Origin of the sequence: Pseudomonas sp., from assembly GCF_048265905.1 — a bacterium.
Lineage (GTDB): Bacteria > Pseudomonadota > Gammaproteobacteria > Pseudomonadales > Pseudomonadaceae > Aquipseudomonas.
The window spans coordinates 1-25,714 of record NZ_JBLXAP010000009.1 but is presented as its reverse complement, the minus strand read 5'-3'; the positions used below and the strand labels follow the sequence as shown (position 1 = coordinate 25,714).

Below are 25,714 nucleotides of genomic sequence, written 5' to 3'. Positions count from 1 at the left end.
GATAGTTCGCCAGGGAGGCATGCAAGAGACCAGTCCCAGTCTTGCAAGCCTCTTTTTATATGAACGTACCCACATTGTCTGGAGTGTGGTTTGGGCAGATTAACTGCCCTGAATCAACAGGAATCAACATGAGCGAAAGCTTCGCGGAACTTTTTGAAGAAAGCCTAAAAACCCTCGACATGCAACCGGGCGCCATCATTACCGGTATCGTAGTCGACATCGACGGTGACTGGGTCACTGTTCATGCCGGTCTTAAGTCAGAGGGCGTCATCCCGCTCGAGCAGTTCTTCAATGAACAAGGCGAGCTGACCATCAAGGTCGGTGACGAAGTCCACGTTGCGCTGGACGCGGTTGAAGATGGCTTCGGTGAAACCAAGCTATCCCGCGAAAAAGCCAAGCGCGCTGAGTGCTGGATCGTTCTGGAAGCAGCTTTCGCCGCTGAAGAAGTGGTTACGGGCGTTATCAACGGTAAGGTTAAAGGCGGCTTCACAGTCGACGTTAACGGCATCCGTGCGTTCCTGCCAGGTTCTTTGGTCGATGTTCGTCCAGTGCGTGATACCACTCACCTGGAAGGCAAAGAGCTGGAGTTCAAGGTCATCAAGCTGGACCAGAAGCGCAACAACGTTGTTGTTTCTCGTCGTAGCGTCCTCGAAGCTGAGAACAGTGCTGAGCGCGAAGCTCTGCTCGAGTCTCTGCAGGAAGGCCAGCAAGTTAAAGGTATCGTCAAAAACCTCACCGACTACGGCGCGTTCGTGGATCTGGGCGGTGTCGACGGCCTGTTGCACATCACCGACATGGCTTGGAAGCGCATCAAGCATCCTTCCGAGATCGTCAACGTTGGTGACGAAATTGACGTTAAGGTTCTGAAGTACGATCGCGAGCGTAACCGCGTATCGTTGGGCTTGAAGCAGCTGGGCGAAGACCCATGGGTTGCTATCAAAGCTCGTTACCCAGAAAGCACTCGCGTTGTTGCACGCGTAACCAACCTGACCGACTACGGCTGCTTCGCAGAGCTGGAAGAAGGCGTGGAAGGTTTGGTGCACGTATCCGAAATGGATTGGACCAACAAAAACATCCACCCATCCAAAGTCGTTCAGGTTGGCGATGAAGTGGAAGTTATGGTTCTCGATATCGACGAAGAACGTCGTCGTATCTCCCTCGGTATCAAGCAGTGCAAAACTAACCCATGGGAAGATTTCTCGGGTCAGTTCAACAAGGGCGACAAGATCTCCGGCACCATCAAGTCGATCACCGATTTCGGTATCTTCATTGGTCTGGACGGCGGCATCGACGGCCTGGTTCACCTGTCAGACATCTCTTGGAACGAAGTCGGCGAAGAAGCCGTACGTCGCTTCAAGAAGGGCGACGAGCTCGAAACCGTCATCCTGTCTGTTGATCCAGAGCGTGAGCGCATCTCCCTGGGCATCAAGCAACTGGAAGAAGATCCGTTCTCCGACTACGTTGCCATTAACGATAAAGGCACAATCGTGACCGGTACCGTTAAAGAAGTTGACGCTAAGGGCGCTGTAATCACCCTGGCTGACGGCATCGAAGCTACACTGAAAGCCTCTGAAATCAGCCGTGACCGCGTTGAAGACGCGCGCAACGTTCTGAAAGAAGGCGAAGAAGTTGAAGCTAAGATCATCAGCGTTGATCGTAAGAGCCGCGTAATCAGCTTGTCGATCAAGTCGAAAGACGTTGAAGACGAAAAAGAAGCAATCAAAGAAATGCGCACTAAGCAGGACGAAGCTGCTCCTGCTGGTCCGACCACCATTGGTGATCTGATCCGCGCACAAATGGAAAACCAGAACTAAGTTCGGGTAATCCAAAGAAAAAGGGAGCCTTCGGGCTCCCTTTTTTGTGCGCGTCCGTAGGCTGGATGACGTTTTTCCATCCGCCATGGGATCGTGCTCGGTCTATAAATCTGCATGAGCCCTCGAGGTTTGGTGGACAAGCTTCGCGTTGCCGCACCCTACGCAACGATGTTTTTCCTGTAGGGCGGACAGCGCTTTTCTGTCCGCCATTTGCGACGCGGGGCTTGGTTGTTTGGTGGTTTTTTGGTGGACAAGCTTCGCGTTGTCACACCCTATGCAACGATGTTTTTCCTGTAGGGTGGACAGCGCTTTTCTGTCCGCCATTTGCGACGCGGGGCTTGGTTGTTTGGTGGGTTTTGGTGGACAAGCTTCGCGTTGCCGCACCCTACGCAACGATGTTTTTCCTGTAGGGCGGACAGTGCTTTTCTGTCCGCCATTTGCGACACGGGGCTTGGTTGTTTGGTGGTTTTTGGTGGACAAGCTTCGCGTTGTCACACCCTACGCAACGATGTTTTTCCTGTAGGGCGGACAGCGCTTTTCTGTCCGCCATTTGCGGCACGGGGCTTGGTTGTTTGGTGGTTTTTGGTGGACAGGCTTCGCGTTGTCACACCCTACGGGTAAGGATTACAACGGTCTGGAATGGTTGTTTGGTTGTTGCTATAGAGCCTGTGAACGGAATCAACATCATGGAAGCGTTTTTAGAGGCTGTTCAAAAGCTTGGGAGCATGCTAAAACCATACTATCGAGTGATCTAGCCGCTTGAAAACGAAGGGAAAATTATGACCAAGTCGGAATTGATCGAAAGGATCGTGACCCATCAAGGCCAACTCTCATCCAAGGATGTTGAACTGGCGATTAAAACAATGCTTGAGCAAATGTCCAGCGCCTTATCCTCAGGCGACCGTATCGAGATACGCGGCTTCGGTAGCTTCTCGCTGCATTTCCGGGCTCCGCGAGTAGGGCGTAACCCTAAAACGGGTCAATCAGTCAGCCTTGACGGTAAGTTCGTGCCTCACTTCAAGCCAGGCAAAGAGTTGCGCGACCGTGTGAACGAAGACGAGTGATTCTTTGCCACGCACAGAAATGAAATTGCTAAATCAATCAGTTATTTAGCAATGCGTAGTAGTGGTATGACGCGTGGGTAAAACGTTAAACTGCGCACGTTTTTGTCTTTGATAGACGTTTTCACGTCATTAACCTCCATGACCAGTAAAAAAGTTCCTTGGCCGTGGGGGGATAAATGGAATTTGTGTGAAAAAACAGCGTCCAATCTGATTGGGTCGCGGTTCCTGCTTTTGATTTGCTGCAGCAAGCGAGTAGGGAGTCACGCGTAAAATATGTTGGATGGCAGAAGGCTACAGCCTTTCGCCCATGATAAGAAATGACAAAAACGGGAGCTTACGTGGATCAAAGAATTACTGCTGAACAGTCTCGCGCTTCTGATGAGATTGATTTGGTTGAGCTTGTAAAACAGCTCTGGATGCAGAAGTGGCTGATTGTTGGTTGCACATTACTAATAACGGCGCTTGCTGCCGCCTATGCATTTTTAAGCGCTCCTACGTATCAAGCAACTGCAGGCGTAATGCCCCCGCGCCTCAGTGATATTTCCGGTTATAACCTGGGTCGCAGTGAAGCTAAGCTCACAGAGTTTACCGTTGAGGATGTATACGCAGTTTACAAGCGCAACCTGTTATCCGACTCACTAAAGCGCCAGTTCTTCAATGAGATTTATTTACCCAGCTTGCCTGCAGAAGATGCAGGAGCAGCGAAAGATACGTTGTGGGATCGCTTCAATTCAGACTTCAATGTCCAAGCCCCCGATGCAAAAAACAACCCCGACTACTTTGTTGTAAAAGTCGAAGGCAAAAAGCCTGAGGTCGTGGCCGAGTGGGCCAACCACTACGTAAAAATGGCCGCTGAAAAATCGGAAGAGGGTATGCGTAGCAACCAACTGACGGAGATTGGTACCAAGGCCCAATCCCTTTCCCGGCAGGTGGATGCACTGCGCTTAACCGCTGAAAAAAGACGTGAAGACAGAATTGCACGCCTGCAAGAGGCGTTGATTGTGGCTGACGCTGTAGGCTACGACTCGCCTCAAGTGACTCCCGGTAAAACCTCATCAGACGGCGACTTCGCCGAGTTTATGGATGGCAACCTGATGTATATGCGCGGCGCCAAAGCCGTCAAAGCAGAGTTGGCCGTACTCGAAAAACGAACCAACGACGACCCATTTATCGCCGAGTTGCGTGGTATCGAAAACCAAATGGATTTTCTACAGAAGATCGATGTGAATCCTGACAATGTGTCTGTGTTCACTTTTGATAGCCCTGCGCTGGTTCCGGAAACACCTGTTGCGCCGAAGAAAATGTTGATATTGGCATTGGGGTTAATATTGGGAGCGATGCTAGGCGTGTTAATCGGTTTGGTTAGAGGGTTTGTTGCCAAGCGGGTGTAAGTTAAATCGTGCGGAAAAGTAGTGTAGTAACTTTCTGTTAAGTGTCATTTATATGTAAATCGGAGCTGTTTTAAATGAAAGTACTTAGCGTTTTTGGTACGCGACCAGAAGCAATTAAAATGGCTCCCTTAGTACTTGCCCTTGAGTCTGACCCTCGATTTGACTCTCGTGTATGCGTTACAGGGCAGCACAGAGAGATGCTTGATCAAGTATTAGAGTTGTTCGCCATTAAACCTGCGTTTGACCTGAGTATTATGCGTCCAGGGCAGGATTTAACAGATATCACTGCCTCAATCTTGTTGGGCATGAAACAAATTTTTAGTGAATACAAACCCGATGTGGTATTGGTCCACGGTGACACTGCAACAACATTCGCTACGAGTTTAGCTGCCTACTACCAACAAATACCAGTAGGACATGTCGAAGCAGGGCTGCGTACAGGCAATCTCTATTCACCTTGGCCTGAAGAAGGCAATCGAAAGCTAACCGGCTGTTTAGCTGCTACCCACTTTGCACCGACAGTGACGTCGAAGCAAAACCTTATGCGTGAGGGGGTATCTGAACAAGATATATTCGTCACTGGCAATACAGTAGTAGATGCTTTACTCAATACGGTCGCACTATTTGACAGTAAGCCTGAGCTAAAGACGCAAGCTTCTGAGAGCTTCTTATTTTTGAAGCCAGGCAGAAAACTTGTATTGGTCACTGGCCACCGCCGTGAAAGCTTTGGCGGTGGATTTGAGAGAATTTGTACAGCACTAAAACAAATAGCAACCGCTAATCCTGAAGTGGATATTGTCTATCCAGTGCACCTGAACCCGAACGTTCAAGAGCCTGTTCAGCGTTTACTTGCTGATGTTGGCAATATTCATCTTATTGAACCTCTTGATTATTTACCCTTTGTTTACTTGATGAGTCGTTCGTACATCATCCTTACTGACTCAGGTGGAATACAAGAGGAAGCACCTTCGCTCGGTAAGCCTGTACTTGTTATGCGTGAAACAACCGAACGACCTGAGGCTGTCGCTGCCGGCACAGTTAAGCTTGTGGGGACAGACAGCGCTACTATTGTCAATGAAATTCAATTGCTTTTATCAGATGAGCTTGCATATAAGAAAATGAGTTTTGCGCATAACCCATACGGTGATGGAAATGCATGCAAGCGTATTCTTGAAGCACTTATTGAAAGTACGCAACAGTAATCAATTAATAAGACAGTAAGTGTGTATTAATGTTTTTCACGCAGTCAGTACATTAATGCTTACACAACCAGCATAATTTAGGGATTTTCATGTCGTTTGAAACAATATCTGTAGTTGGTCTGGGTTACATCGGCTTGCCTACTGCGGCGGTATTTGCATCACGCAAAAAACACGTCATTGGCGTTGATGTGAATCGTGCTGCAGTAGACCTGATCAATAAAGGTCAAATTCATATTGTTGAACCAGACCTTGATCTAGTTGTTCACACTGCAGTGACTGAAGGCTACCTTCGAGCGACAACGACTCCTGAAGCTGCGGACGCTTTTTTGATTGCTGTTCCTACTCCATTCAAAGATGATCATCAGCCTGACCTTAGCTATATAGAATCTGCGAGTAGAGCGATAGCTCCCGTTCTTAAATCAGGTGACTTGGTGATTCTTGAGTCAACTTCACCGGTAGGCGCCACTGAGCAAATGTCTGCTTGGCTGGCTGAATGCCGACCAGATCTGACTTTCCCTCAGCAGGCAGGTGAAGACTCAGACATCCGTATTGCTCATTGTCCAGAACGTGTATTGCCAGGCCACGTCCTTCGTGAGTTAGTGCAAAACGACCGTGTCATCGGTGGTATGACGGATAAGTGTTCGGCAGCCGCAGCAAGCCTTTATCAAATTTTTGTTGAAGGTGAGTGTGTTATTACCAATGCGCGAACAGCTGAAATGTGCAAGCTAACAGAGAATAGCTTCCGCGATGTGAACATTGCATTTGCAAACGAACTTTCAATGGTCTGCGACAAATTGGATATTAATGTCTGGGAGTTAATACGTCTGGCCAATAGGCACCCTCGAGTTAATATTTTGCAACCAGGTCCTGGTGTAGGCGGTCACTGTATTGCTGTTGACCCTTGGTTTATTGTCAGCAAGACCCCTGATCTCGCAAACTTGATACGTACTGCTCGGACAGTAAACGACTCGAAGCCAGAATGGGTTATAGATAAGGTTAAAGTCGCCGTTGCTAATTTTTTACAAGGAAATCCTGAAAGAACTGCAAGTGATGTGACAATTGCATGTCTTGGTTTGGCATTCAAACCTGATATTGACGACTTGCGTGAAAGCCCTGCGATGCTTATCAGTCGTAAGTTGTCAGACATTCATCCTGGACGATTGATAGTAGTTGAACCTAATATCTCACAGCAGCCACTTGGGTTTGGCGAAAAGGCTGAACTTAAAGACCTTGCTTACGCTCAATCAGAGGCGGACGTTGTTGTGTTGTTGGTCGATCATAAAGAGTTTAAATTCCTGAGCTTTGATACTTTTAAGTCATCGTATTTCGTCGATACACGCGGAGTAATAGAATTCTAATGTATATATTTTGTGTGTCGATACTAGAGTCCGCACTTTATTAATTGATGTGTGAAATGGAATCTTTTTTGAGACATGCCGTTTTATAACGGTTCTTTAAAAAGTCTTATGTGTTTTTTGAGGGGTTTATGCTGCGGTATAAGAATTTATTAGGTCTTGTCGCTATTCAAGGCGCTAACTCGGTATTGCCGCTTTTGATATTCCCCTTTTTGCTTGCAACTTTAGGGGAGTCTAGTTATGCAGCAGTAGTGGTTACTGAGGCTGTTGCACTGCTTGGTTTATGTATCGTGATATATAGCTTCGATGTTGATGCGGTCCCTAAAGCTATAAAATGCAAAGAAAACAATAATTTTTATGGCTTAGGAGAGATTTTTTTCTCTGTTCTTTATGCGCGTAGTTTGATTTTTATTGTAGTGCTTTGTTTTACATGGATACTTAATTTTCTAATTTTTAATATGAATTGGTATTTTGTTATTGGTTGGGGAGCAATGATTTATGGCTCGGTTCTTCAGAGTTTATGGTTTTATCAAGCGATTGAGCAGAATGTAGTTGCTGCCATTGCTGTTATATTTTCTCGTTTAGCAAGTGTTGCGTTGATATTTTATTTTGTTATAAGTCCTGAGGATTCAGAGCTTTCAGTTTTAATAATAGGTGTTGGGTATTTACTATCTGGATTTTTTTTGTTGTTTTACGCGACGTCTAAATTTCCGGCTCGTAGTTTTAAGGTAAAATTTACAAGTGTATTCGAATTATTAAGTTCTGGAAGGCATATTTTTACGGGTAATATATCGGTAGTACTTTTCCGTGGCTCAAGTGTTGTGATTTTATCTTTGTTTGCTACGGACTCAGCGGTGTCACTATATTCACTTGCAGAGAAGTTTACTAAATGCATACAGGCGATTATACGACCATTAAATCAATTTTCTTACCCTAGATTATTACGAGAGTTCGAAGGGGATCGGCGCTTAATTAATAAGAGCTTTTTTACTGTGTTGAGTCATACTAAGTATCAGTTGTGGATATTGTTGGGTATTGTGTTGTTTTTTATGTTTTTTATGGTTTTTTGGGGGGGCAGATATTTGTCAGGTATAACCGACTTTGAATTATACCTGCTAGTGCAAGCTGTTTTACTTGTATCTGTTTTTTTTGGTGTATGCAATTTTATGTTTGGCACCGCAGGGTTGAATAATCTCGGCTTTGAACGATATTACTCATTGCTTATTGTGGGTGTTGGCGTAACTAGTGTTGTCGTGTGTATGATGTTATCAAGCCTGTTTGGTGCTCTTGGTGCTGCGATAGCATTTTCACTTGGTGAATTTTTATTATTTGCTGGCGTTGCTCAGCGATACTTACGAGTAAAATAAGAGTAAAACTATGGAGGACTTAGATAAATTTTTCGCATTGTTATATAGTGGATTAATTTTATTAAATGCATGTGTCATACGTTATTTAGTTGGTAGCTGGGTTTTTCCGGCATGCTTGTTTTTGTTATTCTGGTTTTTTATGACATTTTTTCCACTAGTCGTCATTTGGAATGCTCCAGTGAATCCATTAGTAGTTGGGTTTATTGCTTTATTGCTTTTTTTCTTCTCGTTTTCTAGTTTGTTTTTTGACTGGCGTAGTGCTTATAAAATAAGTAATGATTTGAAATCAGGAGTTAAATTTTTTGAAAGCAAATTCCTGCATATAGTTTTTTACATGTGTGCTATATGTTCAATTTTATTTGTTTTTTTACAAGTTTTGAGTGTCGGGTTCACTCTTAGAGACTTAGTGTTCAATTTCTTTGATGTTGCTTCTGGGTATGCGACTAAACGATATGCCGGTGATTTAGACAACGGTATATATTCAAAGTCGAGTCTGTCTTTTGCTTATCTGTCAGTGCTTGTCGGAGGGCTAATATATAGCGTCAGAGATACAAAAATTTATAGGATGTTAATCCTCGGGGTGGCATTTCTACCATCTATATTAGTAATGGTTTTTCAATCGTCAAAAGGCCTATTTTTTCTTTCTATAGCATTGTTTTTCGGTAGTGTTTTAGTCTCTAGATTTTTTTCTGACCGTGTATTTTTATTAGATAAAAAGTCATTGTTCTTTGCTATAAAGGCTGCTTTGGTTGCGTTTCCATTGGTTGTAATTTCTTTTCTTTCTAGAGGGCTTTATAACGAAAGTGCAGATTATGCTATTAATCGTGTACTTCGTTATTTGTATTCATATTCAAGTGGGCATCTTTATGCATTTTCTGATTGGTTTTCTAATTATGTAGGAGATAGGTCAGTTCTCTCATATAAAGATGTTCCGCTAACTTATGGGTTTTATACCTTTGCATCATTTTTTAGGTTCGCTGGTGATGATCGAGTTGTGCCAATGGGTACATACGATGAATATTATGATTATAATGACCAAGTGGTATCTAATATTTTTACTATGTTTCGTGGTTTGATAACTGATTTTGGTTTTTTTGGAAGTTTGGTTGCCTTTGCTGTGTTTGGACTTTTTGTTAATTTGGTTTTTTATGTGTTTCTGAGAAGTCGTAAGCCTGTATTTACTACTGCTTTGTTTGTTTTTTTTGTAGGCTTTTTTTATATGTCTTATATTATTAGTTTTTTAACGTGGGCAATAATTCCTTTTGTTTTTGTTTTATTTTCCATTGTGCTGGTTGTTAATAAAATTCTTGGTGGTCGTAGTTATGGATAACGTAAAATCTCGGTCGGTATGTTTGATTTGTATAAATTATAATTCATATAATGATTTGGCTTTGTATGCAGAATCAATACGACAGGCTGTTAGTGGTGTTGATAATATTAATTTCACGTTCTGTGTTGTTGATAACTCTATTATTGATGTTGACGATAAAATTCTAAGTGATCTGGAAAGTAATTTCCCAGGTTACAAATACTTCAAATTACCTAATATAGGCTACCTGCCGGGTGCTTATTTTGCTTTCACTGAGTTATGCGCTATTTACGATTTCACAATAGTATCAAATGTGGATTTAGAACTTTCATCTGATTTTTTTAAAAATTTAATAACGTCAAACCATGCGTCTAATGTTGGTGTTATTGCACCCTGTATCTATTCCTCTCATCGGTGTGCTGATTTAAATCCGAAGATTGTAAGTCGGGTAAGCAAGCAACAGTTAAAACGAACTCGAGATATATTTTCTTCTCCATTTAGATTCTATTTGTACGGCAAGCTATCGGAGATTAAATGCAAAATTTTCCAAAAAAAATCGGTTGAAGGTCAATTAATATATGCTCCTCATGGCTCGTTGATGATCTTTACTGCGGCATATTTTAAATCTGGAGCTAACATAAACTACCCTCGGTTTTTGTTTGGTGAGGAGGTGTTTGTAGGCGAAAGTTGCCTGGCTTTCAATCTGAAGGTTCGTTACGCTCCTGATATTAAAGTTTTCGATAAGGATCATGGTTCAACGTCTTTGGAGAAAATTGCATTCATTTCAGCTCACCATGTAAAATCACTAAATTATTTACTTGATAGATATTTTAATTAATTAGGGTTTATATATATGAAGCAAATACTTCAGGATATGGCTAAAGGTGGTACGACAATTGTTGTTTCTCCGTCTCCACAAGTAACTAAGTCTACCTTGCTGATTAATACTCGTTGTTCTTTGATCTCGGCAGGCACTGAAAGAATGTTGGTTGGGTTTGGTAAAGCTTCTTATCTAGAAAAAGCTCGCCAGCAGCCTGAAAAAGTAAAAATGGTACTTGAAAAAATACAGACTGATGGGCTATCTACGACAATTGAGGCTGTTCAATCCAAGCTTGCTCAGCCGTTACCTTTAGGTTATTGCAATGTCGGTGTTGTTGCTCAGGTCGGTAGCGAGGTTGATGGCTTTAAAGTTGGTGACCGGGTTGTGTCTAATGGCCCACATGCTGATCTTGTTAAAGTACCTAAGAACTTGTGTGCCCGTATCCCGGACCAAGTGGATGATGAGGCAGCAGCTTTTGTAGTCGTCGCAAGTATTGGGCTTCAAGGTATTCGTTTAGCGCAGCCAACCCTAGGAGAGGCCTTTGTTGTAACAGGTGTAGGTCTCATTGGCTTGCTAACTGTTCAATTACTACGAGCCCAAGGCTGTCGTGTCCTTGCGATTGATTTTGATAGCGAAAAGCTTGAATTAGCCCGCCTATTTGGTGCTGAGACTTGCAATCCTGGAAAAGGTGAAGATCCAGTAGCCGCAGGAATGGCCTTCAGTCGTGGTCATGGCGTAGACGGAGTTATAGTTACAGCTTCAACAAAATCTAATGATCCGATCACACAAGCTGCCCGTATGTCGCGTAAGCGTGGAAGAATTATACTGGTCGGAGTTACAGGGTTAGAGTTGAATCGAGCAGATTTTTATGAAAAGGAGTTAACATTCCAAGTATCCTGTTCTTATGGGCCTGGCCGATACGACCCAAGCTATGAATCTAACGGGTTAGATTACCCCTATGCGTTCGTCCGTTGGACAGAGCAACGCAACTTCGAAGCGGTGCTCGATATGCTCGCAAGTGGCCAACTCAATGTTGGCCCACTCATCACCCATCGTTTTGCCTTTGAAGAAGCAGGGCAGGCTTACAAGACACTCATCCAAGATAGCTCAGGGTTGGGGATTTTACTTAACTACAACTCTGACCTATTAACACGGATAGTAAAGACTGTCGAAATTGGCCAACCCGTTCGTTATGATCAAACAAAACCTGTTATTGGTTTTATTGGTGCGGGAAACTATGCTTCTAGGATGTTGATTCCTGCATTTAAGTCGGCCGGCGTTCAATTTCATACAATTGTGACATCAGGCGGTATAAATGGAGTAATCCATGGCGAGAAGGCAGGATTTACTCAGGCTTCAACTGATGTTAATCAAATGCTTCGTGATCCTGCAATCAATACGGTTGCTATCGTGACTCGCCATGATACGCATGCACGCTTTGTGGCCGATGCACTACTAGCAGGTAAAAATGTATTCGTAGAAAAACCTTTGGCGATCGATTATTCGGGGTTAGAAACTGTAGAGGCCGCTTTTAGACAAGTTCAATCAGAAACTAAATCGCCTCAACTTATGATCGGTTTCAATCGAAGATTTTCGCCGCAAGTGCAGAAAATTAAATCACTGCTTTCTTCTGTTAAAGAGCCCAAATCCTTTATTATGACCATGAATGCAGGGGCAATACCTATAGATCATTGGACTCAGGATCCCGATATAGGTGGCGGGCGTATTATTGGTGAAGCCTGTCACTTTATTGATTTAATGAGATATCTTGCAGGTAGTAAGATCGTATCTATCCAGGCTCGACGGATGGGTGATCACCCATCAATTTCAATTACAGAAGATAAAGCATCCATCACACTTGGATTTGAAGATGGATCATTTGGAACTATCTTATACTTTGCAAACGGGCCCGCTAATTACCCCAAAGAGCGAGTAGAGGTTTTCGTTGCTGGCCGTGTTCTGCAACTTGACAACTTCAGAAAATTAAAAGGATATGGCTGGCCTGGGTTTAGAAAGTTTAATTTGTGGAGGCAAAATAAAGGCCAAAACGAATGCGTTTCTGCATTTATGCAAGGCATTCAAAAAGGTGCTCCTGCGATAGCGATAGAGGAAATATTTGAAGTTGCTCGTGTATCGATAAAAGTTGCTGAGTGTTTACGTGAGCAATAAAGTTATTTAAAGACTTTGTAAGTTTTTGTTGAGTGTCGCTTTCAGCAATATAAACGTGTGCTATATCTAAGTTATTCTTAGGTATAGTGCTTCTGTTAGTTTTGGTTTAAATGGTTTATTCTCAGTGTAAGTTGTTTTGGTATAGGCATGATTTGAGAATCTTACAGTTGATATGAATAATTACTTTGTTCTTGTATCTTTTCTTTGTATGTCTTGAATGGTTTAAAAATAATGGTACTGAAAAAAATACATTATTTATTTCGATTTTATTTTACAGTTCGACACCTTAAAGTTAGGCAGTTGTTTTATAGGGTTTATTATCGATTTCGTAAAGTAAAATTTAGTGCTGTGTCAGGTATTAAAAAAAATAATGCATTTGATATTGCTCATATTTATTGCTGGAAATCTTTTGAGGCTAATGATTTTCAAAGCTTTGAGTTTATGGGTTTAAAGGGCGGTTTAGATTGGCATAGTTCCTGTCGCCCTAAATTATGGCTTTATAATCTCCACTATCTCGATGGATTAATATCTTGCACCCCGATATCGCTGATTGAAAAAAGTAGACTTCTTAATCGGTGGATTTCTTCAAATCCACCATTTGAAGGTTGTGGTTGGGAGCCTTATCCTCTTTCATTGCGGATTGTGAACATTGTTAAGTGGTTTCATGATCAACCATCTCTTCAGGATGGTTGGCTAAATAGTTTAGCTACGCAAACTCAGGCGTTGTCAGTTCAAGTTGAATATCATGTTCTCGCTAATCATTTATTTGCGAACGGTAAGGCACTAGTTTTTGCTGGTAGTTACTTTGAAGGGGGGCAAGCTCGAGCTTGGTTGAGTCAAGGCTTGAAAATACTTGATGCTGAAATTAAAGAGCAGTTTCTCACAGATGGTGCTCACTTCGAATTGTCGCCTATGTATCATGCCTCATTGTTATGGGATATGTGTGACTTAGTAAATCTTGCTAGTCATACCAATATTGAATCACTACGCTCGCGCATTCCTTCATGGAAACAGATTGTTGAGCATGGGATTGTTTGGCTTCGAGATATGCAACATCCTGATGGCGAAATTCCTTTTTTTAATGATTCAGCATTTAAGATTGCACCCAATCTTCAGCAAGTAGAAGGGTACGCTACTTCTTTAGGCTGTCTACCTGCAAATTCAAATATAAATCCTGACTCCTTACATGGTGTTTGTCATTGTGAAAGTGGATATGGTGCAATTTATTTTGGTGCCGACTGCAAAGCCTTGTTAAATTTTTCTCGTATAGCTCCGGCTTATCAGCCTGGCCATGCCCATGCAGATACTCTTAGCTTCGAGTTGAGTCTTTTCGGCCAAAGAGTTTTTGTTAACTCGGGTACTTCATTGTACGAAGATTGCCCGGAACGACTTCGTCAAAGAGGCACTGCTGCTCACAACACCGTTGAAATTGATTGTGAAAACTCATCTGAAGTGTGGGCTGGATTTAGAGTTGCACGTCGTGCAAACGTTATACTCGAAGAATTTGAGGTGGAATTAGACACTGTTAAGTTTAGTTGTTCACACGATGGATATGCTCGGCTGCATGGAAAGAATATACACTTTCGTGAATGGTCTGCACGTAGCAATCAACTTAAAATAACCGACCGCATCGCAGGAAAGTACTGTGTAGCAAAATCAAGGCTTTATGTACATCCCAGTGCTATTGTTACATTACATGGTGAACATGTTGTTATAACCATGCCATCAGGGCAAGTGATACATGTACTCTTTCATGGGGCTGATAAAGTAAATATTTTAGAGTCAACTTGGCATCCTGAGTTTGGTGTGGCTATCGCTAATAAATGTATAGTCACTGAATTTGGTGGTGGGGCGCTAATTACTACTGTGGATTGGTGATATTATTTTGTTTGTATGGTTTTTTTAATTGACTGTTAAGTTTTGGTGGTTTTAAGTAATGCAATGTTGAGGTTAAATGAAAAGTTTTACGATCATATCTAGCTATTCCCTGCAGGAGCCTGTACTCAAGAACCGGGTTCAGCCGTTTATCGTGTTGTTGTTAGAGTCAGGATATAAAGTCACTTTGGTTTCTCCTTCTGGGGGGGCTTTGGATATTGATAATCTTCCTGGGTTTTCACATGTTCAGGTTGATATTCAGGGGAGGGGAAATAAAGGTTTTTTGGGGCGTGCATTATATGAAGCTAGACTTGCTCGGCAGTTACTTAAAGTTGGAGAAGGTTTTGAAAATACATTTTCTCTGATTACAATACCCTCAATGTTTTTATTGTTCTTGTTCTCATTTCCCTCAAAGATAAATATTTTGGATTTGCGTGATCTAACATGGGAATACCTAGATGATCGTAAATGGTTTACTCGTTTCGCTAAAGTGTTATTCCGTCGTCTAGCCAAGATAAAGATTAATAAAATTGATTTGATATTGGTCACTAATAAAACTGAGTTTGAATTCGTTACTGCTGCGCTAAATGTTCCTCATGAAAAAGTAATTCATGTTTCAAATGGTGTTTCTCGAAGTCAATTTGAAGCGCTTAGCCCGTCAAATATTTCTCACTCAACTTCACTTCCTGTTAGAATTTCTTACATCGGAAATGTAGGTGTTGCTCAAAATTTAAGCATTTTTCTGGCCGCGGCAAAAGAGTTACCGAGCGTTGAATTTTATATTGTGGGTGATGGAACTGATTTTTCACATGTGAATTCCCAGGCAAAGGCTATGGGGCTTAAAAATGTTTTTTTTACTGGACGTGTCGCCTGGGTAGACATACCTAAGTATTATTCTGATACGCATATACTTTACTCTCAATTAAGCTCTGAGTTTTCAGGTGCAATGCCCTCTAAACTGTATGAGTATCTTGCTACAGGAAAATTTATAATTTATGGTGGCGAGGGGCAGGCGGAGTCTATTTTGCGAGAATTTAGCAATAATTTAGTTGTACCTCCTAACAATGCGAAAGATCTCATATCGGCCATTCAAAATGTAATCGATCTTTCTGAGTGGAACACCTTATCCCTCTCAAATAGAAACATGGTTTCTGAGTTGTATATCCGGGAGGATCGGGTTAATGTTTTTGTTGAAAAAATAAAGGGTATGGCCAGTGAGTAATCGTCAGGTTCTTATAACTGGAGCTTCTGGCTTTGTTGGGTCTAGACTTGTATCTTATCTTTCTAGCAATACCGATTTAAATGTTATAGAAGTTGTTAGGTCAAAGGGTGGCAGTCAAGATAATAATAGAGTGATTGTTTGTGAAGATCTGTGTAGTGGTTTTGATTGGCCTTGTTATGATATAGATACAGTTATACATCTGGCTGGCAAGGCTCATGCTATGAATGAACAGTCAAGCTTTGATCTTGACGTTTTCAGGGCTATAAATACTGATGCAACACTCATGTTAGCTAAACAGGCGGCAGCTGCTGGTGTTCGACGATTCATTTTTTTAAGCTCAATTGGTGTCTATGGCACGTCTTCAGGGCAGCCTATAAGTTCTCTTACTGACCCCCACCCTGTCGAGCCTTATGCAATTTCAAAATTCGAAGCAGAATTATTGCTCCGTGATTTATCGATAAGTACTGGTATGGAAGTCGTTGTTATTCGACCTCCACTTGTATACGGCCCGAATGCACCAGGGAATTTTTCAAGGCTAAAAAAATTATGCTGTATGGGATTCCCTTTACCATTTGGTCGAGTTTCAAATCGTAGGACCTTTATTGGTATCGATAATCTTTGTTCTCTTATTGAAGTTTGTATTACTCATCAAAATGCTACTTTGGCTCCTATCTTGCCAGGTGATGTAGAAGTTGTTAGTACTGTTGATTTTATGCGACACATAGCGAAGGCTGCCAATGTTAATCTTAAATTGGCCCCTTTTCCTATTTGCTTGCTAAAGCTTTTGTTTTTGTTCGCAGGAAAGCGAAATATGTATGGCAAGATTTTTGATGATTTAGAAATAAACACGCAAGAAACATATGATCTTCTAAATTGGGTGCCACCTAAATCATTAGAGGTGGGTGTTTATGATGCAGTGGTATCTTCGGAGTCATAAGAGTTGGATATTTTATATTTTTTAATGGTTGTTGTGATTTCATTTTTTCTTACTTTCTCTTTAAGAAAATATGCGCTTTCGAAGAATATTTTAGATATTCCAAATTTTAGAAGTTCTCACGCTGTTCCTACTCCTCGCGGTGGAGGTGTGGCTATTGTCTTGGTTTTTTTAATAACTCTTCCCATTCTTTATCTTATAGATTTAGTTTCGTTTTCTTCTTTAATAGCGCTTCTAGGGGCTGGAGCTGTTGTTGCTGTAATCGGTTTTGCTGACGATCATGGCCATATTGCTGCTCGCTGGCGTTTAGCGGCTCACCTAATTGCTGCAATATGGGCCATTTTTTGGTTTGGCGGTTTGCCGCCAATATCTGTTGCAGGTTTAACAGTTACTAGCAGCTTTGTTAGTGGTCTTTTTTCTGTTTTGTATTTGGTTTGGATGTTAAATTTATATAATTTTATGGATGGCATCGATGGTCTTGCTAGTCTTGAGGCTATTGCGGTCTGTGTTGGGGGCGCAGTTATATATTGGTCGTTAGGTGAGTTTTCTTATGCATATTTACCCCTGGTGTTAGCTGGGGCTGTTACTGGATTTTTGTTTTTGAATTTCCCCCCCGCTAAAATTTTCATGGGTGATGCAGGAAGCGGTTTCCTAGGTATTACATTAGGTATTCTGTCCATTCAGGCGGCTTGGGTAGCTCCTCAGTTGCTTTGGAGTTGGCTAATCTTGTTAGGCGTATTTATAGTCGATGCAACATTCACCCTGCTGAGAAGATTGTTGCGTGGTGACAAAGTTTATGAGGCTCATCGTAGTCATGGATACCAGTATGCCTCTCGGCACTATAAGCAGCACTTGCCTGTTACGCTTGGTGTCACTGTCATCAATCTAGTTTGGTTGTTTCCACTGGCTCTTATTGTTGCTCTCGGATTTGTTGATGGCTTTCTCGGTTTACTGCTAGCCTATGCACCGCTGTTTTTCTTAGCGGTCAAATTCAAATCAGGCGCCCATGAAGCGCAAAACGTCTAAATCTGTTTACTTTCATCTATGATTATGTTCGTAAGCAAATACTGCTAGGAGTTACATCAGGTCATGGATTCGCTTCGCAACTGGCTACTTAAGCTCCCCCGGCGTTACAAGCGCCTATTGCAGGTTGCAGTTGATACCTGCCTTGTCTGGGGTGCGCTTTGGTTGGCTTTTGCTGTCAGGTTGGGAATCGAAAACCCGGTTAACCCTCTCGCAGGGCACTTATGGCTGTTTATAGCTGCTCCGTTGATAGCCATTCCTGTTTTTACCCGGATCGGCATGTACCGTGCGGTTATGCGCTATTTTGGCAATGACGCGCTGATCACTATCTTCAAAGCGATCAGCGTTTCTTCGCTTCTGCTCGCATTAGCAGTCTATTGGTATCAAGCATCTCCGGTCGTTGTGCCTCGCTCTGTTGTATTCAATTACTGGTGGCTGAGCCTTGTCATGATTGGCGGTTTGCGCTTAGTCATGCGCCAATATTTTATGGGCGATTGGTACGTTGCTTCGCAACAAGTGCCATTCTTCAATAAACATGAAAACCTGCCTAAGGTAGCTATCTACGGCGCAGGTGCTGCGGGTAATCAGCTCGTGGCTGCGTTGCGTATGGGGCGTGTGATGCGTCCTGTGGCCTTTATTGATGATGACAGTGACATCGCCACCAGAGTGATCGCAGGCCTCAAGGTTTACAAACCCAAGCATATCCAGCAAATGATCGATGAGACGGGTGCCCAGGAAATCCTCTTGGCTATTCCGTCGGCTACCCGCGTTAAGCGTCGGGAAATACTTGAGCATTTGGAGGGTTACCCGCTTCATGTGCGAAGCATCCCGGGTTTTATGGATTTGGCTAGCGGGCGCGTTAAGGTTGATGACGTGCAGGAGGTCGATATTGCAGACCTGCTTGGCCGTGACGCTGTACCTCCTCGCAAGCCGCTGTTTGAGCGTTGTATTCGCGGCCAGGTGGTTATGGTCACGGGGGCAGGGGGCTCTATTGGCTCTGAGCTATGTCGGCAAATTATCGCCACTGGCCCGACTACACTTATTTTGTTTGAGCACAGTGAATTCAATCTCTACAGCATCCATACAGAGCTAGAGCAGCGCGCTGTACGCGAGTCACTGCCACTGAATCTGGTACCTATTCTAGGTTCGATCCGTAATCCAGGGCGCTTGCTTGATGTGATGCGCACCTGGAAGGTCAATACGGTTTATCACGCCGCAGCCTACAAACATGTGCCTATGGTTGAGCACAATATTGCTGAAGGTGTGCTTAATAACGTTATTGGTTCGGTCAATACCGCTCAGGCTGCACTTAAAGCTGGTGTTGAGCATTTTGTTTTAATTTCTACTGACAAAGCTGTGCGCCCAACCAATGTCATGGGCAGCACCAAACGCCTTGCCGAGATGGTTTTGCAAGCATTAAGTCAGGAGTCTGCTCCTATCTTGTTTGGTGATAACGATACAGTTCATCACGTCAACAAGACCCGATTTACCATGGTCCGTTTTGGCAATGTGCTGGGCTCGTCCGGCTCTGTTATCCCGCGGTTTCATGAGCAGATTAAGCATGGTGGGCCGATTACTGTTACTCATCCCAATATCACTCGCTATTTTATGACCATTCCCGAAGCCGCGCAGTTGGTTATCCAGGCGGGAGCGATGGGCTTGGGCGGTGATGTGTTCGTTCTGGATATGGGGCACCCGGTCAAGATCGTTGATCTTGCGGAAAAAATGGTTCACCTGAGTGGCCTAAGTATTCGTTCAGAAAAAAATCCGCATGGTGATATCACCATTCAATACACCGGGTTGCGTCCCGGCGAGAAGCTCTATGAAGAGCTGTTGATTGGCGACAATGTGAGCCCAACGGAACATCCGATGATCATGCGTGCCAGCGAAGAGCATCTTGCGTGGGATGATTTCAGGAGAGTACTTAACGAATTGGTCAGCTCGGTTGCGGCTGATGATTATGGGCGTGTCCGCCAACTGCTGCGTGAAACCGTCAGCGGCTATAAACCCGATGGTGAGATCGTTGACTGGATTCATCAACAGCGCCGACTGGAGCCTTGATGCGCTATTGAGTTGCTGTAGTTTGCCCTGAACATTCAGGAGGCTAATGGTACGTGGGCGGGATTATTTCCTTGGGTACACTGCCTACCATTAACCACAGCACTACAAGGCGACCTCTGTATGCAAAATCGCATCATGATTACTGGCGCAGGCTCCGGTTTAGGCCGCGAAATAGCATTACGTTGGGCGCGTGAAGGCAGCCAACTTGCGCTCTCTGATGTCAACGAAGCCGGTCTTGTTGAAACCCTTCGCTTGGTTCGCGAGGCTGGCGGTGATGGCTTTTATCAGCGTTGTGATGTTCGTGACTACAGCCAGTTAACAGCCTTCGCTCAAGCCTGTGATGCGAAGTTCGGTGGTATTGATGTCATCGTCAATAACGCTGGCGTCGCCTCAGGAGGCTTCTTTAGCGAGTTGTCGCTTGAGGATTGGGATTGGCAGATTGCAATCAACCTGATGGGTGTAGTGAAAGGTTGTAAGGCCTTCTTGCCGTTGCTTGAGCGCAGCAAGGGCAAAATTATCAACATCGCCTCAATGGCAGCCTTGATGCAGGGCCCGGCAATGAGCAACTACAACGTGGCTAAAGCCGGTGTTGTTGCATTGTCCGAGAGCTTGCTGATCGAACTCAAGGCCCAAGAAATCGGTGTGCATGTAGTCTGCCCATCGTTCTTCCAAACCAATTTACTTGATTCATTCCGTGGCCCAACACCTGCGATGAAGGCTCAGGTAGGCAAGCTACTTGAGAGCTCACCGATAAACGCTGCCGAGATCGCGGACTATATCTTTCGGCAGGTTGCTGAAGGTGAGTTTATGATTTTGCCGCATGAGCAGGGGCGTATGGCCTGGGCAATAAAGCAAAAGAACCCACAGCTGCTCTACGATGAGATGAGCAGCATGGCTGAGAAAATGCGGGCTAAGAAAAATTAGTCAGCTGCAAAGTGAGGCGCGTATTGCGCACCTCACTTTTACATTAAACAGCTAGCTGTTTGAGCACTTCCGATAGCTCATCGCGCCAGTCGTTCTGCGCAATGTTCAGTTTTTCTTCAATCAAGCTGCAATCCATTACTGACCATGCAGGGCGGCGTGCAGGTGTTGGGTAATCGACCGTATTGATTGGATTAACCTTCGGCGCTTTCGCTAGTTGTTCCAACGCCACGGCTTGCTGGAATATCTCTTCCGCGAAGCCATGCCATGTTGTCGCTGGCGTATTGCTGAAGTGATAAGTGCCCCAGTTCAAGCTGCCATCACTACGGTATTGGCTGGCTAGCGCCCAAAGCGCTTTGGCAATGCTGGCAGCCGATGTCGGGCAGCCATGTTGGTCGGCCACAACACCCAACTCATCACGGGTTTGTGCCAGGCGCAGCATGGTTTTTACAAAGTTATTGCCATGGGCGCCAAACACCCAGCTTGTACGCATGATTATGTGTTGCGCACAGTGATTGGCCACAGCCTGTTCGCCTGCCAGCTTGCTTGCGCCGTATACGCCTGTAGGGTTGGTTGGATCTGTTTCTTTATACGGGCTGTTGGCATCGCCGCTGAATACATAGTCGGTAGATATATGTAATAGCGGAATCCCAAGTTTGGCGGCTGCTGTGGCTAGATTCTCGGCACCTTTAGCGTTGACTGCATAAGCGCGTTCGCTATCACTTTCAGCCTTGTCTACTGCAGTGTAGGCCGCAGCATTAATGATCAACTGCGGCTGGAGCTCGCCAAGTATGCTGGCGACTTGATCTGGGGTGCTGATATCAAGTTCAGCCGAACCCAACGCTATGGCGGTAAACCCAGCAGGTGTAAGGCGAACAAGCTCATGGCCCACTTGGCCGTGGGCGCCGGTGATCAAAACGCGCATGCTTAGCCCTTTTGCTCGATGAGTTGTTGCAACGTCGGGTTGAGTTGGTCTTTACCTGAGAGCAAAGGCTGCTCGATAGGCCAAGGGATATTGACCTCGGGGTCATTCCAGATCAGGCCGCCTTCATCTTCTGGGAAGTACAGGTCGGTACACTTGTATTGGAAGTCCGCAACCTCACTCAACACACAAAAGCCGTGGGCATAGCCTGGTGGCACCCAAAGTTGACGGTGGTTTTCGTCGTTCAATTCAACGCCAACGTATTGGCCACAGGTTGGCGAGTCAGGATTAATATCGACAGCGACGTCGTACACTGAGCCGCGGCTGACGCTGACCAGTTTGCCTTGCGGGCGTGTGCGCTGAAAATGCAGACCACGCAGAACACCACGCTGCGAGCGTGAGTGATTGTCCTGGACGAAGGGTAGGTCGATCCCGGCTTCACGGTAGCGCTCTGTCTGGAAGCTTTCGAGAAAGAAGCCGCGATGATCGCCAAACACTTTCGGCTCAATGATTAATACGCCGGGTAGTGCTGTTTCTATAACCTTCACAGAGCTTTCTCCTGTTCAAGCAGGCGGCTTAGGTATTGGCCGTAGCCCGTCTTGCTCAGTGCTTGGGCTTGGGCAGATAACTGCTCGGCTGACAGCCAGCCTTGGCCGTAGGCAATCTCTTCAAGGCAAGCGACTTTTAGCCCCTGACGCATTTCGATGGTATGCACAAACTGGCTGGCTTCCATGAGCGAGTCATGGGTGCCGGTGTCGAGCCATGCGAAACCCCGGCCAAACATGCTGACGTGCAAGTCTCCGCGCTGTAGATAGGCGTTGTTGACATCGGTGATCTCAAGCTCGCCACGTGCAGAGGGTTTGACGTTTTTGGCGATTTCGACCACAGAGTTGTCGTAGAAATACAGGCCAGTCACTGCGTAGTTGGACTTTGGCTCGGACGGCTTTTCTTCGATTGAGATGGCCTTGCCTGTGCTATCGAACTGCACAACGCCGAATCGCTCTGGATCGCTGACATGGTAGCCAAATACAGTGGCACCGTGGGTCCTGCTCGCGGCCTCTTTAAGCATTGCGCTAAAGCCATAGCCGTAAAAAATATTGTCGCCAAGAATCAGGCAGACATTACTGTCGCCGATAAAGCTTTCACCAATGATGAAGGCCTGCGCAAGGCCATCAGGAGAGGGCTGTTCGGCGTAGCTGAGTTCAATACCAAACTCTTCGCCATTGCCGAGTAGTTTACGAAACTGCGGTAAGTCCTCAGGCGTCGATATGATCAGTACTTCCCGAATGCCGGCGAGCATCAGCACCGACAGCGGGTAGTAAATCATCGGCTTGTCATATACCGGCAAAAGCTGTTTAGACACACCACGGGTAATTGGATGTAGGCGTGTGCCGGAGCCACCAGCGAGGATGATGCCTTTCATAAAAACGTCCTGTATGAAGCTGTATTGTTTGCTAAAGCGGGGCCGATGCCCCGCAACATAATTTAGATCTCAGCACCGAGCCGACCAAGCCGATAATCGCCGGATAGCACACGTTGCCACCAATCTTGATTATCGAGGTACCAACGCACAGTTTTACGCAGGCCGCTGTCGAAAGACTCCTGCGGTGTCCAGCCCAATTCGCGCTCGACTTTCGAAGCATCAATGGCATAACGCAGATCATGCCCCGGGCGGTCTTTAACGAATGTGATCAGTGTCTTGTAGCTCTGGGCTGACGCTTGTGGCACCAGTTCATCGAGCAGCTCACAAATGGTTTCCACAACCTCCAGGTTACGTTTCTCATTGTGGCCGCCAATGTTGTAAGTCTCGCCTACAGCGCCTTTGCTCACCACTTCAACCAATGCGCGGGCATGGTCTTCAACGTACAGCCAGTCACGTATTTGCGAGCCATCGCCATACACCGGCAGGGGCTTGCCCGCCAATGCATTGAGAATGACGTGGGGAATCAGTTTTTCCGGGAAATGGTATGGGCCGTAGTTGTTCGAGCAGTTGGTCAGTAGCACCGGTAAGCCGTAAGTGCGCTGCCAAGCGCGGACCAAGTGGTCGGAACTGGCTTTTGAAGCGGAATAAGGCGAGCTCGGCGCATAGGACGTGGTTTCGGTGAATAGGTCGTCAGTGCCTTCAAGGTCGCCGTAGACTTCATCTGTGGAGATGTGATGAAAGCGAAAGCCTTGCTTTTCATCATCAGGCAGCGCATTCCAGTAACGGCGCGTGGCTTCCAGCAGGTTATATGTGCCGACAATATTGGTTTGGATAAACTCGGCAGGGCCGTCAATCGAGCGGTCAACATGTGACTCCGCTGCGAGGTGCATCACTGCGCTGGGTTTGAACTCAGCAAATACGGCGTCTAATGCTGCGCTGTCGCAGATATCAACTTGGTAAAAGCTATAGCGTGATGAATCCTTGGCCTTGGCAAGTGATTCGAGGTTGCCTGCATAGGTCAGCTTATCGAGGTTGGCGACGACGCACTGCGTGTTCTCAATCAGGTGACGAACTACAGCAGAGCCAATAAATCCCGCGCCGCCGGTTACAATAATCCGCATTAATGCTTCTCCGCTAAAGCTACTTTCCAAAGTGCTTTGATCTAAGTTTTCTAACCTGCGTATGTTACATCATCTTCCTGCCTGATTCTTCCAAGCCCAGTGTTTTCTATATGGCAACGCGTTTCAGAGAAACTGACTATTTAGTCAGTTATCTGCTGCTGAAGCTTGCCCAATGATGGGGCGACGGTTAGGGTGGCTTGCTCGCCTAACTTTGAAGACACTGGACGCCCTGTGAAGCCTGTATCAAAGACCTTGCTGCTGATTGCTCTGATCATTGCGGCAATAAATCTACGCCCTGGTATTACCTCACTTGCTCCGCTGATTGAGCGGATTGCCGAAGAGCTAGCGCTGAGCCGCAGTTTGATTAGCCTGACCACGGCGCTACCGGTTTTATGTATGGGGTTGTTGGCGCCGTTTGCGCCGCGTATCGCGCTAAGTCTGGGCTTGGAACGCACAATTACTCTGTGTTTGGTCCTCATCACAGGGGCTTTATCGACCCGTTTGATCGGTGACTCGACGCCTATTCTGATTGGCAGTGCTGTTGTCATGGGCGCTGCAATTGCGATTGCCGGGCCGCTATTGTCCGGTTTTATCAAACGTCATTTTATCGGCCATGTAGGCAAGGTGGTCGCGTGGTATTCGTTGAGCATGGCGATTGGCGGTGCTGCAGGTGCTGTGTTGACCGTACCTGCTACACAACTGCTTGGTGACAACTGGTCGCGCGGCTTAGCCGTTTGGGCGTTACTGGGAATAGCTGGAGTGTTTTTGTGGCTGTTCGTGCCCAATCTGAACACGCCTGCGCAGGCTGCTGAGCAACCTGCAGGCTTGCCATGGTGCAAACCTCGCGCTTGGCTTATCAGTGGTTTTTTTGCGTTGCAGGCTGGTTTGTTCTACGCCATCGCAACCTGGACCGTTGCCCGTTATCACGAAGCGGGCTTCAGCCTGCTACACAGTAATAATTTGTTTGGCATCATCATGTTGATGGGCTTGCCCAGTGCGTTTCTATTGCCTTGGTTGGCTCAGCGCTTTAACAACCGCTATGCCTTGTTGATGCTGTGTGGGGCTACGTCTGCACTGTGTTTGGCGATGATTACCTTTATGCCGAGACTATTGCCTGAGGTGTGGGCGGTCGCTCTGGGTTTTGCACTCAGCGGCTCGTTTGCCTTGTCGTTGGTGTTGCCGCTGTATGAAACTGATTCGCCGCTGGACGTCAGCCGTTGGACTGCAATGATGTTGTTCATGGGGTACAGCTTCGGTAGTTTGATGCCGGTTATCACCGGCTTTATGCGCGACTTTTCCGACTCATACTTGTTGCCCTTTGCAATGATGATGAGTATGGCTTTGTTGATGACTGTACTGGCCGGCTTCTTGCGCCACGGTGCCCGCAAGTCCCAATAGGGTGGATGATGCTTTTCCATCCACCATTTGTAGCTGCGGTATTTGGATATCTACATGGCCCTTGGTGGACAAGCTTCGCGTTGTCACACCCTACGAATTGCTTTTGTAGGGTGGGTAACGCCTTTTTACCCACCATCCGGTGGCGCGAGTATTTGGCTGATGGCATGTGATCTTGGTGGACAAGCTTCGCGTTGTCACACCCTACGGATTGCTTTTGTAGGGTGGGTAACGCCTTTTTACCCACCGTCCGGTGGCGCGAGTATTTGGCTGATGGCATGTGATCTTGGTGGACAAGCTTCGCGTTGTCACACCCTACGGATTGC

The 25,714-nt window shown here is 45.4% G+C and carries 20 protein-coding genes; 16 read left to right on the top strand and 4 right to left on the bottom strand.

The window, feature by feature from the left end:
• Window positions 1-128: 128 nt before the first annotated feature.
• The 15 genes from rpsA (at window position 129) to ACN0UH_RS13155 (ending at window position 20,530) form a co-directional block, all read left to right on the top strand.
• Entirely contained in the window at window positions 129-1,814 is a 1,686-nt protein-coding gene (rpsA, locus tag ACN0UH_RS13225; RefSeq protein WP_339512633.1) for a 30S ribosomal protein S1, read from the top strand.
• A 779-nt stretch (window positions 1,815-2,593) separates the two neighbouring features.
• Window positions 2,594-2,878, top strand: a complete 285-nt coding sequence (ihfB, locus tag ACN0UH_RS13220; RefSeq protein WP_087516438.1) for an integration host factor subunit beta — start codon at window positions 2,594-2,596, stop codon at window positions 2,876-2,878.
• Window positions 2,879-3,216: 338 nt separating this feature from the next.
• On the top strand, window positions 3,217-4,269 hold the full coding sequence (locus tag ACN0UH_RS13215; protein WP_417662481.1) for an LPS O-antigen chain length determinant protein WzzB: 1,053 nt from the start codon (window positions 3,217-3,219) through the stop codon (window positions 4,267-4,269).
• A gap of 74 nt (window positions 4,270-4,343) precedes the next feature.
• On the top strand, window positions 4,344-5,471 hold the full coding sequence (gene wecB, locus ACN0UH_RS13210) for a non-hydrolyzing UDP-N-acetylglucosamine 2-epimerase (protein WP_417662480.1): 1,128 nt from the start codon (window positions 4,344-4,346) through the stop codon (window positions 5,469-5,471).
• Window positions 5,472-5,560: 89 nt separating this feature from the next.
• Complete coding sequence (gene wecC / locus ACN0UH_RS13205; protein WP_417662479.1) at window positions 5,561-6,829, top strand: UDP-N-acetyl-D-mannosamine dehydrogenase; 1,269 nt, start codon at window positions 5,561-5,563, stop codon at window positions 6,827-6,829.
• Between the two features lie 128 nt (window positions 6,830-6,957).
• A complete protein-coding gene (locus ACN0UH_RS13200; RefSeq protein ID WP_417662478.1) occupies window positions 6,958-8,193 on the top strand; it encodes an oligosaccharide flippase family protein in 1,236 nt (411 codons plus the stop codon).
• 10 nt (window positions 8,194-8,203) lie between these two features.
• Window positions 8,204-9,523 carry an O-antigen polymerase gene (locus tag ACN0UH_RS13195; protein WP_417662477.1) on the top strand — a complete coding sequence of 440 codons (1,320 nt, stop codon included), beginning with the start codon at window positions 8,204-8,206 and terminating at the stop codon, window positions 9,521-9,523.
• Window positions 9,516-10,340 (top strand): glycosyltransferase family 2 protein, encoded by an 825-nt coding sequence (locus tag ACN0UH_RS13190; RefSeq protein ID WP_417662476.1) that lies wholly within the window; start codon window positions 9,516-9,518, stop codon window positions 10,338-10,340. Before ACN0UH_RS13195 ends, ACN0UH_RS13190 begins: the two co-directional genes overlap by 8 nt.
• A gap of 15 nt (window positions 10,341-10,355) precedes the next feature.
• Complete coding sequence (locus ACN0UH_RS13185; protein ID WP_417662475.1) at window positions 10,356-12,491, top strand: bi-domain-containing oxidoreductase; 2,136 nt, start codon at window positions 10,356-10,358, stop codon at window positions 12,489-12,491.
• A gap of 231 nt (window positions 12,492-12,722) precedes the next feature.
• Window positions 12,723-14,369 carry a heparinase II/III family protein gene (locus tag ACN0UH_RS13180; RefSeq protein WP_417662474.1) on the top strand — a complete coding sequence of 549 codons (1,647 nt, stop codon included), beginning with the start codon at window positions 12,723-12,725 and terminating at the stop codon, window positions 14,367-14,369.
• A gap of 76 nt (window positions 14,370-14,445) precedes the next feature.
• Window positions 14,446-15,588, top strand: a complete 1,143-nt coding sequence (locus ACN0UH_RS13175; RefSeq protein ID WP_417662473.1) for a glycosyltransferase — start codon at window positions 14,446-14,448, stop codon at window positions 15,586-15,588.
• Window positions 15,581-16,525 (top strand): NAD-dependent epimerase/dehydratase family protein, encoded by a 945-nt coding sequence (locus ACN0UH_RS13170; RefSeq protein WP_417662472.1) that lies wholly within the window; start codon window positions 15,581-15,583, stop codon window positions 16,523-16,525. The genes ACN0UH_RS13175 and ACN0UH_RS13170 overlap by 8 nt, the downstream gene beginning before the upstream one ends.
• Before the next feature lie 24 nt (window positions 16,526-16,549).
• Window positions 16,550-17,548: an MraY family glycosyltransferase gene (locus tag ACN0UH_RS13165; protein ID WP_417662624.1), complete on the top strand. Its 999-nt coding sequence runs from the start codon at window positions 16,550-16,552 to the stop codon at window positions 17,546-17,548.
• 63 nt (window positions 17,549-17,611) lie between these two features.
• Window positions 17,612-19,606 carry a polysaccharide biosynthesis protein gene (locus ACN0UH_RS13160; protein ID WP_417662471.1) on the top strand — a complete coding sequence of 665 codons (1,995 nt, stop codon included), beginning with the start codon at window positions 17,612-17,614 and terminating at the stop codon, window positions 19,604-19,606.
• Between the two features lie 120 nt (window positions 19,607-19,726).
• Window positions 19,727-20,530: an SDR family oxidoreductase gene (locus ACN0UH_RS13155; protein WP_417662470.1), complete on the top strand. Its 804-nt coding sequence runs from the start codon at window positions 19,727-19,729 to the stop codon at window positions 20,528-20,530.
• A gap of 43 nt (window positions 20,531-20,573) precedes the next feature.
• On the opposite strand, the gene rfbD is transcribed toward ACN0UH_RS13155, so the two are convergent.
• The 4 genes from rfbD to rfbB all read right to left on the bottom strand — a co-directional run bounded on the left by rfbD (window position 20,574) and on the right by rfbB (window position 23,993).
• Window positions 20,574-21,452 carry a dTDP-4-dehydrorhamnose reductase gene (gene rfbD / locus ACN0UH_RS13150; RefSeq protein WP_417662469.1) on the bottom strand — a complete coding sequence of 293 codons (879 nt, stop codon included), beginning with the start codon at window positions 21,450-21,452 and terminating at the stop codon, window positions 20,574-20,576.
• A 2-nt stretch (window positions 21,453-21,454) separates the two neighbouring features.
• Complete coding sequence (gene rfbC, locus ACN0UH_RS13145; protein WP_417662468.1) at window positions 21,455-21,997, bottom strand: dTDP-4-dehydrorhamnose 3,5-epimerase; 543 nt, start codon at window positions 21,995-21,997, stop codon at window positions 21,455-21,457.
• Window positions 21,994-22,872: a glucose-1-phosphate thymidylyltransferase RfbA gene (rfbA, locus tag ACN0UH_RS13140; protein ID WP_417662467.1), complete on the bottom strand. Its 879-nt coding sequence runs from the start codon at window positions 22,870-22,872 to the stop codon at window positions 21,994-21,996. Before rfbA ends, rfbC begins: the two co-directional genes overlap by 4 nt.
• 62 nt (window positions 22,873-22,934) lie before the next feature.
• Window positions 22,935-23,993 (bottom strand): dTDP-glucose 4,6-dehydratase, encoded by a 1,059-nt coding sequence (rfbB, locus tag ACN0UH_RS13135; RefSeq protein WP_417662466.1) that lies wholly within the window; start codon window positions 23,991-23,993, stop codon window positions 22,935-22,937.
• A gap of 231 nt (window positions 23,994-24,224) precedes the next feature.
• Here rfbB and ACN0UH_RS13130 point away from each other — a divergent pair, with 231 nt between their 5' ends.
• The gene (locus tag ACN0UH_RS13130; RefSeq protein WP_417662465.1) at window positions 24,225-25,391 is read left to right on the top strand and encodes a CynX/NimT family MFS transporter; all 1,167 of its coding nucleotides are present in this window, start codon (window positions 24,225-24,227) and stop codon (window positions 25,389-25,391) included.
• Window positions 25,392-25,714: the final 323 nt, after the last annotated feature.